Genomic DNA, 14,678 nt, shown 5'->3' with positions numbered 1-14,678 from the left:
TTCAGGACGCTAGTGCGACATCATCACCCAGCACGGTGGCTGGCCGATGATGGTCTTCGTTACGCCGCCCCAGACGATCTCGTTCAGACGCGAATGGTGGTAGGCGCCCATGACGATGGCATCGACAGCATGCGACTGCGCGAAGCTTCCCAGCACCTTGCCGATCGAGCTGCCACCGCCCTTCACGGTTTCGAAGGATGCATAGACCCCATGCTCCCTGAGATGATGGACGAGACTGGTGCCGGATTGCGTGACCGCTTCGTCCTTGTCGTCCGCCACCGTGATCACCCGCACCACAGCGGCAGCCTGCAGGATCGGTAACGCGTCGCCGACCGCACGTGCCGCGCGTGCCGAATGGTCCCAGGCAATCACGACGTTCTCGAATTCCGGCCGCAGCGCCTCTACGTGCTGCTCCGGACAAAGCAGCAATGGCCGGCCGGATTCGAACAGGAGCGTGTCAACGATGTTTTCCGTTCGGCTGTCGTGCGGCTTCACGGGGACCATGGTGAGGTCGCTGAAGCGCGCGTGCTCGGCCAGGGTCGAGGCGATCTGGTCCGCCGGGACTCTGCCTGACCGGCTTTGGGCGCGAATCCCGGCACGCGAGGTCGCAGTGGAGAACGTGTCGAGGAGTTGCTGCATGTCGTCCGCCTCGCGCGCGGCACTGAATTCGGCGGCCTCCGGATCGTCAGGGAACACCACCTTCGGTCGCGCGAAGGCATCGTCCTCGAGCGCAAGCCCGGTTATCCTGGCGCCGAGATCGGCGGCAACGGCGACGCACTTCTCAATCGTGGCCAGCGTGGACGAGCGCGGCTGGCCAATGAGCGGCAGAAACACGTCCTTGATGGGCATCGGATTCTCCTTGCCGGCCAGAATAGGCCGCCTTCGGTCCGGGGCCTTGATCTTCCTCAAGCCGGGAAAACTCCACATCGCCAACCGACGACCGGCCTTGACGGAAGTCAAGGACTGGTCGCAGTCCCGACCTAAAGGTTACCTTGGTGTGCGGCCGGACCGCTTGGCGCCCTCATCTGCAATAGGCCGGAAGGGATGACCGACAATTCTGCGACCCAGGAACGGATCTTCGCGGCACTGACCGCACATCCCGGCGCGAAGCGGATCGACACACACGCGGCCTCGGTCTTCCTCGACGGGACGCGCGCGCTGAAGATCAAGCGGGCGGTCAAATATCCCTTTCTCGATTATGCGACACTTGGGAAACGCAAGATGGCGTGCGAGGAGGAGGTCAGGATCAACCGGCCGCATGCGCCACAGATCTATCATCGCGTCGTGGCCATTACTGAAGAACCGGACGGGTCGGTGAAGGTCGACGGCAGCGGCAAGCCGATCGAATATGCCGTGGACATGTCGCGTTTCGACGAGAGCCGAACGCTGGATCATCTGGCGAAGGCCGGACGGTTCGACGCGGACTTTGCGTCGGCCGTCGCCGACGCGATCGCGGCTTCGCATGCGGCAACGACGCCCGCCGACGGCAAGGCCTGGATAACCTCCATCCCCGCCCTGATCGACGGCAACAGCAATGGCCTGCGAATCGGCAATCATCTCCCGGCCATAGAGATCGAGCAGCTTGCGCAGGCCTCGCACGCGGCATTCCTGCGCACCCGTCCCTTGCTCGAAGAGCGCAGCCGCCAAGGCTTCGTGCGCCGCTGTCACGGCGATCTGCATCTTGCAAATATCGTGATGATCGAGCAGCAGCCCGTGCTATTCGATGCCATCGAGTTCGACGCACAGATGGCGACTGTCGACGTATTCTATGACCTCGCGTTTACGCTGATGGATCTGCTCCGCCACCATCAGCCGCTGGCAGCCAATACCGTTCTGAACCGATATCTTGCCGCGACACCGCTGAATAATCTCGACGCGCTCGGCGCGCTGCCGCTGTTCATGTCAATGCGCGCAGCGATCCGGGCCCAGGTGGCGTTGGCACGGCTGAAGCCACCACATTCCGACGATGCCGGCATTCTCGATGAGGCGCGCCATTATTTCGACCTTGCCCAGGCGCTGATCCAGCCTCCCGCTCCCCATCTGATCGCGGTGGGTGGACTATCTGGCACCGGCAAGACAGTTTTGGCACGCGCGCTCGCGCCTACCGTCGCTCCGCAGCCTGGCGCCGTCGTGCTGCGCAGCGACGTCATTCGCAAGCAGATGTTCGGTATTGCCGACACGGACCGGCTGCCGCCGTCCGCCTATACGCCCGAGCTTGCGGCCCGCGTCTACGAGGCAATGGCCGAGCGCACCCGGCGTGTGCTGGCTCAGGGCCATTCAGCAATCGTCGACGGCGTGTTCGCCCGCGATTTCGAGCGGGATGCCACCGCCACGTTGGCGAGGAATTGTAAGGTACCTCTCACCGGCCTCTTCCTGGTCGCGGATCTGGCGACCCGCCAGGCCCGAATCGGCGGTCGCAGCGGTGACGCATCCGACGCGACGCAAGAGGTTGCCGCGTTGCAAGAGCACTATAATATCGGCCATATCGGTTGGACGACCATCGATGCATCCGGGACACAAGCGCAGACGCTCCAGAGCTGCCAGGACGCGATCGCTGAGGGCAGGTAAGGCAATCTGATTGGCGCGGGCTAGGATGGCGCGACCCACCACGAGTTCGACGGCGACCGCCCTCGCCAGGCCGGCGGGGAGCCGCAATACGCTGCCCGGACGCCTCAGCCCCGGCATGGCCTGCGACACCGCCTTTCGGATCATCGCCCGCCGTCACCTCGCCGCCGTCCTTGCCCAGCACGACGGGACCTGTCGAGGCGATCCGGAGGCGCTGCATCAGATCCGAATCGCGCTGACGCACCTGCGGACCGCGATTCGCTTCTTTTCGCCCATGGTCGACGATGCGCTGCGCCCCAAGGTCTGGGCCGAGTTGAAATGGCTGAACAGCCAGCTCGGCATGGTGCGGGATCTCGACGTCGCCATCGAACGCGTCGTGGCCGAGACCGGGAACGAGCTCGCGGTGATCGCCGAGCTGCAGCACTGGGACGACAAGCGCGCCGAAAGCCATCGCCTGCTGGCCCGCGCGCTGCAATCGGCGCGATATCGCCGCCTGGTCGAACAGACCTCGAGCTGGATCGAGAGCGGCCCCTGGTCGACCCGGCGCGGCAAGGAGGCCATCAGGCTGCGCCGTTGCCCGCTCGCCGACCACGCGACGGCGCAACTGACCGAATGGGAAAAGACGCTGCTCAGGAAGGCCAAGAAGCTGCGCAAGCTCGACGTCGAGAAGCGGCACAAGCTGCGGATTCTCAACAAGCGACTGACCTATTCGATCGAGTCGCTGGAGGACCTGTTCGCCGAGAAGTCGCTGACGAAGCAGAAGTCGATTCTCAAACAATTGCGCAGGGCGCAAAAATCGCTCGGACAGCTGAACGACGATGCGCGCGGCCAGACGCTGGCCGCGTCGTTGAACGAAGCCGCCCCCGAGGCCGCCGTTCGCTTTCTCGACCGCAAGCGGGAAAAGAAGCTGTTGCGAACGGCTTCGACGGCCTATCGCAAGCTGGACAAGGCAAAGCCCTTCCGCTCCTCCGACCTGACGCCAGACCCGGAGCCGGAGGACTAGTTCGACGCCAGCGCTGCTTGACCTGCGTCAAACCAGGCCGCTGCCGCTGATCTAAGCTCCGCACATCGATATTCGTGTGAACTTGCGGAGCCCCCCATGCGCGCCCACCAGATCATGACTCGCTCGGTTATCTCGGTCACCCCCGACACCAGCATCGTCGAGGCCGCGAACATCATGCTGAAGCGCCACGTCAGCGGCCTGACTGTTGTCGACGGTAGCGGCAAGCTGGTCGGCGTCGTCTCGGAGGGCGACTTCATCCGCCGCAGCGAAATAGGCACCGGGCGCAAGCGCGGCCGCTGGCTGCGGTTCATCCTCGGTCCCGGCAAGACAGCCAGCGATTTCGTCCACGAGCATGGCCGCAGGGTGTCGGAGGTCATGACCGCCTCGCCCGTCACCATTACCGAAGACGCCGCGCTTGCGGAAATCGTCGATCTCATGGAACGGAACAACGTGAAGCGGCTGCCGGTGGTTCGCGGCGACAAGCTCGTCGGCATCGTATCACGCGCCAACCTTCTGCAGGCCGTGGCGGGCCTCGCTCGCGACGTGCCGGACCCGACCGCCGACGATGATCACATCCGCGGGCGCATCATCGATGCCATGGAGAAGAACGATTGGTGCCCGTTCGGACTGAACGTCATCGTTCGCGACGGCATCGTTCATTTGAGCGGCGTCATCACCGAGGAGCGCGCGCGGCAGGCTGCGGTCGTTGCCGCGGAGAATGTCGCGGGCGTCAGGAAGGTGCACGACCATCTATGCTGGGTCGACACCATGTCCGGCGTCTATCTGAACTCACCCGAGGACGATGATCTCGCCAAGGCAAGCTGACAAGGCAAGCTGACGCGGCGAGCTGAGTGTCGTTCAGCGAGGAATGACGGCGGTTGCTTCGATCTCGACGCGTGCCGCTTTCTCAACAAGGCGGACGACCTGGACAAGCGCCATTGCCGGATAATGCGCGCCGAAGATCGTGCGATAGATCTTGCCGAGCTCCTTCAGGTTCGTCAGGTATTCGTCCATGTCGACGACATACCAGGTCAGGCGCACGAGGTGCTCGGGCCGCGCACCGGCCTCGGCAAGGATTTCCGCGATGTTGCTCAGGGTCTGACGCACCTGCGCGACAAAGCCGTCCGCGAGACGCTCCTCGGCATCCCAGCCGATCACGCCGCCGGTCACCACGAAGCGCCCTTCGGCAGCCATGCCGTTGGCATAGCCCTTCGGCATCGGCCAGCCGGATGGCTGGAGCACCTGTGCCCTCGGGCTGACGTCATCCTCGGCTGCACCGGGCAGCACCGCGAGCTGTGGGCCTTTCGGCGTCGTCACGGACAAATCCTGATCCTCATCTCATTCTGCCGCGACGCCCGAGGACGTCGCCGCCGCTTGCGCCAATTGCCGCAAGGCGAAGCGCTTCAATTTTCCGGTCTCGGTTTTCGGCAGCTGGGTCACGAACTCGATCGCGCGCGGATATTTATACGGCGCGATCTCGCGTTTGACATGCTCCTGCAACTCGGCTGCGAGCTTTGCATCCGGCGTCACGCCGGGTGCGGCAATGACATAGGCCTTCACAATCATCCCGCGCGCCTCATCCGGCGCACCCACGACGCCACACTCGGCAACCGACGGATGGGTGAGCAGCGCTGCTTCCACATCCGTTCCCGCGATATTGTATCCGGATGACACGATCATGTCGTCGGAGCGCGACTGGTACCAGAAATAACCGTCGCTATCCATCAGATAGGTGTCGCCGGTGATGTTCCAGCCGTTCTGGACATATTTGCGTTGCCGCTCGTCGGCAAGGTAGCGACAACCGGTCGGCCCGCGCACTGCAAGCTTCCCCATCGTGCCCGGCGGCAGGTCATTGCCATCATCGTCGACGATCTTCGCCTCATAGCCAGGCACGGGCTTGCCGGTCGCGCCGGGGCGAATTTCGTCCTCCGTCGCGCTGATGAAGATGTGCAGCAGCTCAGTCGAGCCAATTCCGTCCATCAGCTTGATGCCGGTGGCCTTGAGCCAAGCGTCGAATGTCGGCTTGGGCAGCGTCTCACCCGCGGACACGCACTTCCTTAGCGAGGAAATGTCGCGCCCCGGAAGCTTGCCGATCATGGCGCGGTACGCGGTCGGCGCCGTAAAGCAGACCGTGGTCCTGTACTGTTCGATCGCCGTCAGGATGTCGTCGGGCGTCGTCTTCTCGAGGACGACAAAAGAAGCGCCGATGTGCATCGGGAACAGCACGCCGCCGAAGCCGAAGGTGAAGGCCAGCGGCGCGGAGCCGACGAAACGGTCTTTCTGCTCGGCCTGCAGGATGTTGCGCGCATAGCCGTCGCACACCGCCAACATGTCCCGATGGAAATGCATGGTGCCCTTTGGATCGCCGGTGGTCCCCGACGTGAAGGCGATCAGGCAGATATCGTCAGCGGCGGTATCGACCGCGGCGAACTCGGCGCTCGCATCCGCGATCAGTGCTTCGAGCGAGTCGGGTGCACCGTTGCCCCAATAGACCACGTGCCTGAGATCCGGCGCAGCCAGCTTCGCCTTCTCCATCTCGTCGGAGAGTTTTCCGTCGCAAAGCGCAATCGTGATCTCCGCCTTCTGGATCGGATAGGATAGCTCCTTGGCGCGCAGCAGCGGCATCGTCGCCACGCAAATGCCGCCGGCCTTGATCACCGCAAGATAGGTCGCAACCATCATCGGGCTGTTGGCGGAGCGCAGCATCACGCGGCCGCCGGTGACGAGACCGAGTTTTCCGACCAACACATTGGCGATGCGGTTCACGAGCGCCTGCAACTCGCGATAGGTGTAGCTGACGGCGGGGCTGATGACGCAAGGCGCATCGCCCTGCCCCTGCTCGACCCAGCGGTCGAGGAAATAGCTGACGCAATTCAATCGCTGCGGATAGCGCAGCTCCGGCCGTGTGAAGATGAACTCCGGCCACAGCTCTGGCGGCGGCAGATGCTGCCGCGCAAACGTGTCGACGTGGGCAGTCACGGCGTTGCCGTCATGCGAGCCCGAAACTTGAACCTTGGCGGCGTTGGCCATCGCACGCTCCTTTCAGCATGGAAAGCACCCGGCAGCACTCAACGGAAAACATTTTAGGCTTAAAACAATTCGGCGCAATAGCGGATTTTGGGCATCCCATGCATTTTCGTGCGGCAAAAGGGATTGGAGACCAGTCGCCCGCGGACCTAGGGCCGGCGGCGGCCGGCCGATTTCTGCGCCGACGCCTTGGTCTTGGCCAGGAGCCGCATCAATTCGCGAACGTCCTTCGGCGTCAAATCGGCAAAGAGATCAGCGATCCAGGTCTCGTGTTCCGAGGCCATCCTGCGAAACTCGGCACGACCAAGCTTCGTGAGGCGGATCACCTGGACGCGGCGGTCGGTCTCCGAGGTCCGGCGATCGAGATGGCCGGATTCGACCAGGCGCTCGACGAGGCCGGTGACATTGCCGTTGGACACCATCATGCGCTTGGAGACATCCGACAGCGTCATGCCGTCAGGCGCCTTGTCGAGCTGCGCCATCAGATCGAAACGGGGCAGCGTGACGTCGAAACGTTGCCGCAGCCGGCCGCGGACTTCTCCCTCGATCAGGGTCGTGCAGGTGAGCAGGCGCAACCACAGCCGAAGCTCTTCGGCATGGTCCTCCGGCGTTTCGACGGCCTTGGTCTCGGAATCGAGCATCTCGCTGCAGTCACTCACGGCCGGCATTGGCGCCGGCACGGATTCCCAACGTTTTGAGCTTCAAATAAATCGACGCCGGCCGCAAGCCCAAAGCTGCAACAATCGACCGCACATCAATTTCTTTAGGCTTCAAATAATTGGCGCGCGGCTTGCATGCGCCGCTTTCGCGCGCGATGGCGACGCCTTGAGCTCAGCTTGCCGCGGTAGCCATCATCGGCATAAGCTTGGATCGAAGTATGCGGCCTGCAGCGCAGGCCCGATCGCCACGGGGGGACAGATCATGAAGACGCAAATGACTTTGGCCGCAGCCGCCTTGCTGCTCGGCACAACGATGAGCCCTGCCCTCGCACAAGAGAAGATCAAGCTGGGCGTGATCGTGACGCTGTCGGGGCCCGGCGCGGCGCTCGGCCAGCAGGTTCGCGACGGTTTTGCCCTCGCGGTAAAGGATCTCGGCGGCAAGATGGGTGGCCGCGACGTCGAGGTCATCGCGGTCGACGACGAGTTGAAGCCTGACGTCGCCGTGACCAAGGTCAAGGGTCTTCTGGAGCGCGACAAGGTCGACTTTGTGGTCGGGCCGATCTTCTCCAACATCCTCCAGGCCATCCACCGGCCGGTCACGGAATCCAAGGTATTCCTGATCAGCCCCAACGCCGGCCCATCGACCTTTGCCGGCAAGGACTGCAACCCGTTCTTCTACGTGACGTCCTATCAGAACGACCAGGTGCACGAGATCCTCGGCAAGGTGGCGCAGGATCGCGGCTACAAGCGCATGTATCTGATGGTGCCGAACTATCAGGCCGGCAAGGACTCGGTCGCCGGTTTCAAGCTCGACTACAAGGGCGAGATCGTCGAAGAGTCTTACATGCCGCTCAACACGCTGGACTTCCAGCCGGAGCTTTCCAAGATTTCCTCGCAGAAGCCCGATGCGCTGTTCACGTTCATGCCGGGCGGCCTCGGCGTCAACCTCGTCAAGCAATACAAGCAGGCCGGTCTCGCCGACAACATTCCGGTGCTCTCAGCCTTCACGGTGGATGAATCGACCCTGCCGGCACAGCAGGACGCGGCGGTCGGCATGTTCGGCGGCGCGAACTGGGCGCCCAATCTCGACAATCCCCAGAACAAGAAGTTCGTCGCCAGCTACGAGGCCGCCTATAACGGCGTGCCCGGCACCTACGCCTTCCAGGCTTATGACGCTGCAATGCTGATCGACAGCGCGGTCAAGGGCGTGAAGGGCGATCTCTCCAACAAGGACGCCGTTGCGGCCGCCCTGAAGAAGGCGGACTTCACGTCGCTGCGCGGGTCGTTCAAGTTCAACACCAACGGCTATCCGATCCAGGATTTCTACCTGACCAAGGTCGCCAAGCGTCCGGACGGCAAATTCCAGACCGAGATCGTCCAGAAGGTTTTCGAGAACTACGGCGATCGCTATGCCAAGGACTGCAAGGCGGCAAACTAACGCCGCGCGTCGCGTTAAGGGAGGACTGCAATGAAGAGCGAAATTACCGGCATCACGCGGGCTAACGAGGGGATCCAGGGCATCTCCTGGAACATCCTCGGCCAGACCTATGTGCCGAAGAGCAACACCGAGAACAGCTTCTCCTGGCACGCCACACTGCCGCCGGGCACGTTCGTGCCACCGCACATTCATCCCGACCAGGACGAATATCTCTACATGCTGGAGGGCAAGCTCGACTTCGTGCTCGGCAATTCGGAGGCGCAGGCGACGCCCGGCGATCTGATCCGCCTTGGCATGGGCGTGCCGCACGGCATCTTCAACAAATCGGACCAGACCGCAAAAGTGCTGTTCTGGGTGTCGCCGACCAAAAAGCTGTTCGACCTGTTCTGGGGCCTTCACAACATGAAGGAGCAGAAGCCCGAGGATGTTGTGGCGATGGCCGCCGAGTTCAACATCCACTTCCTGCCGCCGCCGCCGGGCGCCGGCTAAGGGCTCACGTCAGGCGCGCACCGCCGCGAGGCCGGGTACCGCGGCAAAGCCGGCTTTTGTGGCATAACCACGCACGATCGCCTCGCGCTGGGAGTAGCTCAGCACGTTGTCGACATTGTCAAAGCCGTCGGGCGCCAACTGCTCGACGGCGTCGATGACGCCCTCGGGCCCGCCGCGCCGGTTGGAGCGGACGATGTCCGCCGTCATCGGCAGGCGCTTCTTCTCATATTCCATCAGGGCCTGACGCGGATGCTCGGCGCGTACCAGCGCGTCCGCAAGGCAGCGCGCATCGAGGATCGCCTGCGAGGCGCCGTTGGAGCCGACCGGATACATGGGATGCGCGGCATCGCCGAGCAGGGTGACGCGTCCGGACGACCAATAGGGCAACGGATCGCGGTCGCAGGTCGGATATTCATAAAACTCCGGCGTCGCCGAAATCAGGCTCTTCACGTCGATATAGGGCACCGAGAAGCGCGCGACATGCGGCATCAGCTCCTCGCGCCGGCCCGGCCGTGACCAGTCTTCCTTCCGCGGCGGCGGCGCATTGCCCTCGCCCACTTTCACGAGCACCGCCCAGTTGGTAAGACGGCTCGCCGAGCTCGATCCCTCCGCGATCGGATAAATCACCACCTTGGCGTTGAGGCCACCGGCAACGATCATCGATTTTCCGGTGAGGAACAGCGGCCAGTCGCGCGCACCGCGCCACAGCATCAGGCCGTTCCAACACGGCGGTCCTTCGTTCGGGAACAGCGTGTCGCGTACGCGTGAGTGGATGCCGTCGGCGCCGATCAAAATATCGCCGCGCGCGGTGTGGATATGCGAGCCGGCACGATCGAAGAAATAGGCCGTGACGCCACCCTCGTCCTGCGTGAAAGCGCCAAGCCGGCAGCCGGTGTGGATCGTCTCCGCTCCGAGCCGCTCCTCGACGGCGCGATGGATGACACCCTGAAGGCGGCCGCGGTGGATCGAGAACTGCGGCACGTCGTGACCCGCATCGACGCCGCGGGCTTCGCGCCAGACCTCCTGGCCATGGCGGTTGAGGTAATAGAGCTGGTCGGTGCGGATCGCGACGTCGTCGAGCTTTTGCAGTAGGCCGAGACTGGCAAGCTCACGCATGGCGTGGGGCAGCGTATTGATACCGACGCCGAGTTCGCGGATCGTATCCGATTGCTCGAAAATCTCGCAGCCGATGCCGCGGGCCCGCAGCATCAAAGCCGTGGTGAGACCACCGATACCGCCGCCGACGATAATCGCCTTCATCGCCCTTAACTCCACTCAATACACAGGCAACCGGGTTAACGTCGCACGAGCGGTCACTCCGCCGCAAGCGGCTTTGTCGCCTCCGCCTTGAGCTCAGCTCGGGTCTTGGGCTTAGCCTTAATTCTCAGCTCCTCGAGATCCTGCCGATCGCGCACGCTGTTGCGGAAAATCTGGTCCTTCCCGGGCAGATATTGCGGCGGGCAGAATGCGTCGTTTGCGCCATACCAGGCCGCCGCCTTCATGGTGAAGAAAGGATCAACCAGGTGCGGCCGCCCGAGCGCGACGAGGTCGGCCCGACCAGCTGCCAAGATGGTGTTGGCCTGGTCTGCGGTCGTGATGTTTCCGACGCACATGGTTGCCACGCGCGCCTCGTTGCGGACCTGGTCGGAGAATGGCGTCTGGAACATGCGGCCATAGATCGGCTGTGCATCGCGCACGGTTTGCCCGGTCGAGACATCGACGAGATCGACACCGGCCTCGGCAAAGGCGCGCGCGACGGCCACCGCATCATCGCCGGTAATGCCGCCGTCGGCCCAGTCGGTCGCAGAAATACGCACCGACATCGGCTTGTGCCTCGGCCACACTGCCCGTAGTGCCTCAAATATCTCGAGCGGGAAGCGCAGCCGATTTTCAAGCGAACCGCCATACGCGTCAGTGCGGGTGTTCGTCAGCGGTGAAATGAAGCTGGCAAGAAGATAGCCGTGGGCGCAGTGCAGCTCCAGCATATCGAAGCCGCAGCGCTCACCACGCTCCGCTGCGGCGACAAAAGAGCCCTTCACCGCATTCATGCCGGCGCGGTCGAGCTCGCGGGGCACTTGGCTGTCTGGAAAATAGGGTAGCGGCGACGCCGAGACGACATCCCAGCCGCCTTCGTCCAGCGGACGGTCGATGCCATCCCACATCAGCTTGGTCGCCCCCTTGCGGCCGGCATGGCCGACTTGCAGGCAGATTTTTGCGGCGGAGTTACCGTGGACGAAATCGACGATGCGCCGCCACGCCGTCTCCTGCTCGTCATTCCACAATCCGGCGCAGCCGGGTGTAATCCGGGCGTCGCGGCTGACACAGGTCATCTCGGTGAAGATCAGGCCGGCGCCACCGATGGCGCGCGAGCCGTAATGCACGAGGTGGAACTCACCGGGAACACCTTCCTTCGCCGAATACATGCACATCGGCGACATCACGGCGCGGTTGGCGATCTCCATCTCGCGCAAGCGGAACGGCTGGAACAGCGGCACCATCGGCTTGTCGGTGCTGACCTCGAACCCATTGCCGCGCACTTGCCTGGCGAAGGACTTCTCGACCTCGGCGACGAAATCCGGCGCGCGAAGCTTCAGATTGTCGTAGGTAATCGCCTTCGAGCGCGTCATCACGCCAAAGGCGAACTGCACGGGATCGAAATCCCAGAAGCGGTCGACATGCTCGAACCAGACCAGCGAGACGTCGGCCGCGTGCTGGGTCTTCTCAACCTCTTCGCGGCGACCATGCTCATAGACGTCCAGCGCAGCTTTGATGTCGGGCGCCTTCGCCATCGCTTCGGCCAACGCGATCGCATCTTCCATCGCGAGCTTGGTGCCGGAGCCGATCGAGAAGTGCGCGCTGGCCTTGGCGTCGCCGAGCAGCACCATGTTGTCCTTGACCCAGCGCTTGCTGCGGATCATCGGGAAATTTCGCCACATCGAGCGGTTGGTGAGCAACTTGTGCTCGCCCAGGAACCAGCCAAAGATCTCGGCCATCTGCGTGGCGGATTGGCTCTCGTTCAGCCCCGTCAGCCCCGCGCGCTCGAACGTCTCCGGATCGGTCTCGAAGATCCAGGTCGAGTGACCGGCTTCGTATTGGTAAGCGTGGGCGATGAACGGCCCCCACTCCGTCTCCTGGAAGATGAAGGTGAAGGCATCGAGCGGCTTGGTCGAGCCCATCCAGGCAAATTTGTTGGTGCGGAGGTCAATCTCCGGCTCGAAGTGATCTACATGTTTCTCGCGGAATCGGCTGTTGATGCCGTCGGCGAGCAAGACGAGATCCGCATCGGCAAAGCGCGACTCGTCCTCGACATCCACTTCGAAATGCAGGCCGACACCGAGCTCTCTCGCGCGCTCCTGCAGGATCAGCAACAATTTCTGCCGCGAGCAGCCGCAAAAGCCGTTGCCCCCGACCCGATGCACGGTGCCGCGAAAATGCACGGCGATATCATCCCAATAGGCGAACTCCTGGGTGATACGACGGTAGCTTGGAAGGTCGTGCTTTTCGAAATTGTCGAGCGTGGCATCCGAGAACACCACGCCGAAGCCGAACGTATCGTCGGCGCGGTTGCGCTCATAGACAGCGATGTCGGCGCCAGGGCGCTGTTTCTTGAGCAGGATCGCTGCGTAGAGACCCGCGGGTCCACCACCGATGATCGCGACTTTCATGGGAGCCTCGCCAATTCACCCGGCCATGAAAACTATTTTAAGCCTAAAATAATTTCTGGCAAGTCCCCATTCCAGGCCTTCCCGCAGGAAAAGGCTGGTCAGTCGCCCCGGAAGACCGGCTTGACCTTGTTGGCAAAAGCCTCGAAGGCGCGCTCGAAATCGGCCGTCGTCATGCATAGGGCTTGAGCCACGGCCTCCGCTTCGATCGCTTCCTCCACCGACATCGCCCATTCCATGGCCAGCATCCGTTTGGTCATGGTGTTGCCGAAGGTCGGGCCTTCCGCGACCTGCTTGGCCAACAACTGCGCCTGGGGCAGAACCTGCTCCGGCGTGACGATGCGGCTGAAGAACCCCCAGCGCTCGCCCTCCTCCGCGGTCATGAACCGGCCGGTGAACAGAAGCTCGGAGGCGCGGGACTGACCGATGATCCGCGGCAGGATCGCACAGGCGCCCATATCACAGCCGCCAAGACCCACCTTGTTGAACAGGAACGCGACCTTGGCCCCGCTCGCGGCGAGCCGCATGTCGGATGCCATGGCGATGATCGCGCCGGCGCCGGCGCAGATGCCCTCGACCGCCGCCACGATCGGCTGCGGGCAGGCCCGCATCGCCTTGACGAGGTCACCGGTCATCCGCGTGAACGCGGTCAGCCCCTTGGTATCCATCTTGACCAGAGGCCCGATGATCTCGAACACATCGCCTCCGGACGAGAAATTTCCGCCGGCGCCGGTGATGACGATCGACTTGACCGCGTCGTCAAATGCGCAGGCGCGAAAGAAATCCGTCAGTTCGCGATAGCTCTCGAACGTTAGCGGATTCTTCCGCTCGGGCCGATTGAGTGTCACGGTGGCAACGCCATCGACCACCGCCAGCAGGAAGTGTTGCGGCGAATAGTCCGCGAGCGGGACGGTGACGGGATTGGCTGGTCTGCTCATGAGATTTCCTTCCTTGTTCCGCGCGGTTAGATCTCGCCACCGGCGACAGCAATCGCCTGCCCCGTGATCGCACTGGCGTTCGCGCTGCACAGCCAAAGCACGGCATTAGCCACTTCCTGCGGCGTGATCAGGCGTCCTTGCGGATTGTGTTTTGCGAGCTCGGCGATCGCCTGCTCACGGGTTCGCCCGGTCTTCTTCATGATGTTGTCGATGCTGCCGGCAACGAGATCGGTATCGGTAAAGCCCGGGCAGACCGCATTCACGGTGATGTTGCTGCCGGCCATCTCCAGCGCGAGCGAACGCACGAGACCAATCACAGCGTGCTTGGCCGCCGCATACGCGCTCACATAGGCGTAACCCTTCAGCCCCGCCGTCGATGCAATCGCGATAACCCGGCCATAGGGGCGATCCTTCATTCCCGGCAGGACTGCGCGGACGGCATGGACAACGCCCATGAAGTTGACGTCCATCATGCGCGCAAAAAGGGCGCTGTCCGATTTCGCGAACGGCGCGGATTCGGCGCTGCCGGCATTTGCGATCAGGATATCGATCGGCTTTCGCGCATGCGCCGCGGAGATAGCCGCCTTCAGCCCAGCCTCGTCCGAGACATCGGCAACGGCTGCATGATGCGCGGCCCCTGCGCTTACCGCCTCTTCGAGAGTAGCCGCGTTCCGACCGAGCACCGTCACGATGGCACCAGCGTCGACAAGCGAAGCTGCGATCGCGCGGCCAATGCCGCGACCGCCACCGGTCACCAGCGCGTGCGGCGAATGCGGCAATGCGGACATGAGCGGGCTCCCTCGAGATCTGCTGATCCTTCCTCCGATATATTTTAACCTTCAAACTTTTGCAACGAAAGCGCAGATCGGCGACGCAAACGCGCGCGCGCGAAGCGGC

At 63.2% G+C, this 14,678-nt stretch carries 13 protein-coding genes; 5 read left to right on the top strand and 8 right to left on the bottom strand.

Annotated features, from left to right (window positions below):
• Positions 1-9 precede the first annotated feature (9 nt).
• Positions 10-849, bottom strand: coding sequence for a universal stress protein (locus QA645_RS14005; protein ID WP_283050890.1), 840 nt, complete (start codon positions 847-849; stop codon positions 10-12).
• A 195-nt stretch (positions 850-1,044) separates the two neighbouring features.
• On the opposite strand from QA645_RS14005, the gene QA645_RS14000 reads away from it, so the two are divergent.
• The 3 genes from QA645_RS14000 (at position 1,045) to QA645_RS13990 (ending at position 4,393) form a co-directional block, all read left to right on the top strand.
• Positions 1,045-2,568, top strand: a complete 1,524-nt coding sequence (locus QA645_RS14000) for a bifunctional aminoglycoside phosphotransferase/ATP-binding protein (RefSeq protein ID WP_283050888.1) — start codon at positions 1,045-1,047, stop codon at positions 2,566-2,568.
• A gap of 25 nt (positions 2,569-2,593) precedes the next feature.
• Complete coding sequence (locus QA645_RS13995; protein WP_283050886.1) at positions 2,594-3,568, top strand: CHAD domain-containing protein; 975 nt, start codon at positions 2,594-2,596, stop codon at positions 3,566-3,568.
• Positions 3,569-3,664: 96 nt separating this feature from the next.
• Entirely contained in the window at positions 3,665-4,393 is a 729-nt protein-coding gene (locus tag QA645_RS13990) for a CBS domain-containing protein (RefSeq protein ID WP_283050884.1), read from the top strand.
• A gap of 33 nt (positions 4,394-4,426) precedes the next feature.
• On the opposite strand, the gene QA645_RS13985 is transcribed toward QA645_RS13990, so the two are convergent.
• The 3 genes from QA645_RS13985 to QA645_RS13975 all read right to left on the bottom strand — a co-directional run bounded on the left by QA645_RS13985 (position 4,427) and on the right by QA645_RS13975 (position 7,263).
• The gene (locus QA645_RS13985) at positions 4,427-4,891 is read right to left on the bottom strand and encodes a RidA family protein (RefSeq protein WP_254194693.1); all 465 of its coding nucleotides are present in this window, start codon (positions 4,889-4,891) and stop codon (positions 4,427-4,429) included.
• Positions 4,892-4,906: 15 nt separating this feature from the next.
• Positions 4,907-6,598 carry a benzoate-CoA ligase family protein gene (locus tag QA645_RS13980; protein WP_283050880.1) on the bottom strand — a complete coding sequence of 564 codons (1,692 nt, stop codon included), beginning with the start codon at positions 6,596-6,598 and terminating at the stop codon, positions 4,907-4,909.
• 146 nt (positions 6,599-6,744) lie between these two features.
• Entirely contained in the window at positions 6,745-7,263 is a 519-nt protein-coding gene (locus QA645_RS13975; protein WP_254132816.1) for a MarR family transcriptional regulator, read from the bottom strand.
• A gap of 253 nt (positions 7,264-7,516) precedes the next feature.
• Here QA645_RS13975 and QA645_RS13970 point away from each other — a divergent pair, with 253 nt between their 5' ends.
• Together QA645_RS13970 and QA645_RS13965 are read left to right on the top strand one after the other, a co-directional pair.
• The gene (locus tag QA645_RS13970) at positions 7,517-8,692 is read left to right on the top strand and encodes an ABC transporter substrate-binding protein (RefSeq protein ID WP_283050877.1); all 1,176 of its coding nucleotides are present in this window, start codon (positions 7,517-7,519) and stop codon (positions 8,690-8,692) included.
• 30 nt (positions 8,693-8,722) lie between these two features.
• Entirely contained in the window at positions 8,723-9,181 is a 459-nt protein-coding gene (locus tag QA645_RS13965; RefSeq protein WP_194481488.1) for a cupin domain-containing protein, read from the top strand.
• Between the two features lie 9 nt (positions 9,182-9,190).
• Here the strand turns inward: QA645_RS13965 and QA645_RS13960 are convergent, their stop codons facing one another.
• From QA645_RS13960 to QA645_RS13945, 4 genes are all read right to left on the bottom strand, one after another.
• Complete coding sequence (locus QA645_RS13960) at positions 9,191-10,441, bottom strand: flavin-dependent oxidoreductase (protein ID WP_283050875.1); 1,251 nt, start codon at positions 10,439-10,441, stop codon at positions 9,191-9,193.
• 53 nt (positions 10,442-10,494) lie between these two features.
• Complete coding sequence (locus QA645_RS13955) at positions 10,495-12,846, bottom strand: bifunctional salicylyl-CoA 5-hydroxylase/oxidoreductase (RefSeq protein ID WP_283050874.1); 2,352 nt, start codon at positions 12,844-12,846, stop codon at positions 10,495-10,497.
• A gap of 98 nt (positions 12,847-12,944) precedes the next feature.
• Entirely contained in the window at positions 12,945-13,781 is an 837-nt protein-coding gene (locus QA645_RS13950) for an enoyl-CoA hydratase family protein (RefSeq protein WP_283050871.1), read from the bottom strand.
• 26 nt (positions 13,782-13,807) lie between these two features.
• A complete protein-coding gene (locus tag QA645_RS13945) occupies positions 13,808-14,569 on the bottom strand; it encodes an SDR family oxidoreductase (RefSeq protein ID WP_283050869.1) in 762 nt (253 codons plus the stop codon).
• Between the last annotated feature and the right edge of the window lie 109 nt (positions 14,570-14,678).

The sequence above is a fragment of the Bradyrhizobium sp. CIAT3101 genome (assembly GCF_029714945.1).
Lineage (GTDB): Bacteria > Pseudomonadota > Alphaproteobacteria > Rhizobiales > Xanthobacteraceae > Bradyrhizobium.
The sequence above is the reverse complement of the archived record's forward strand: the minus strand, read 5'-3'. Positions and strand labels throughout refer to the sequence as shown.

Excerpts from the sequence above, each read along its gene's own strand:
- QA645_RS14005 (WP_283050890.1), bottom strand. The coding sequence starts at position 849 with ATGCCCATCAAGGACGTGTTTCTGCCGCTCATTGGCCAGCCGCGCTCG.
- QA645_RS14000 (WP_283050888.1), top strand. The coding sequence starts at position 1,045 with ATGACCGACAATTCTGCGACCCAGGAACGGATCTTCGCGGCACTGACC.
- QA645_RS13995 (WP_283050886.1), top strand. The coding sequence starts at position 2,594 with ATGGCGCGACCCACCACGAGTTCGACGGCGACCGCCCTCGCCAGGCCG.
- QA645_RS13990 (WP_283050884.1), top strand. The coding sequence starts at position 3,665 with ATGCGCGCCCACCAGATCATGACTCGCTCGGTTATCTCGGTCACCCCC.
- QA645_RS13980 (WP_283050880.1), bottom strand. The coding sequence starts at position 6,598 with ATGGCCAACGCCGCCAAGGTTCAAGTTTCGGGCTCGCATGACGGCAAC.
- QA645_RS13975 (WP_254132816.1), bottom strand. The coding sequence starts at position 7,263 with ATGCCGGCCGTGAGTGACTGCAGCGAGATGCTCGATTCCGAGACCAAG.
- QA645_RS13970 (WP_283050877.1), top strand. The coding sequence starts at position 7,517 with ATGAAGACGCAAATGACTTTGGCCGCAGCCGCCTTGCTGCTCGGCACA.
- QA645_RS13965 (WP_194481488.1), top strand. The coding sequence starts at position 8,723 with ATGAAGAGCGAAATTACCGGCATCACGCGGGCTAACGAGGGGATCCAG.
- QA645_RS13960 (WP_283050875.1), bottom strand. The coding sequence starts at position 10,441 with ATGAAGGCGATTATCGTCGGCGGCGGTATCGGTGGTCTCACCACGGCT.
- QA645_RS13955 (WP_283050874.1), bottom strand. The coding sequence starts at position 12,846 with ATGAAAGTCGCGATCATCGGTGGTGGACCCGCGGGTCTCTACGCAGCG.
- QA645_RS13950 (WP_283050871.1), bottom strand. The coding sequence starts at position 13,781 with ATGAGCAGACCAGCCAATCCCGTCACCGTCCCGCTCGCGGACTATTCG.
- QA645_RS13945 (WP_283050869.1), bottom strand. The coding sequence starts at position 14,569 with ATGTCCGCATTGCCGCATTCGCCGCACGCGCTGGTGACCGGTGGCGGT.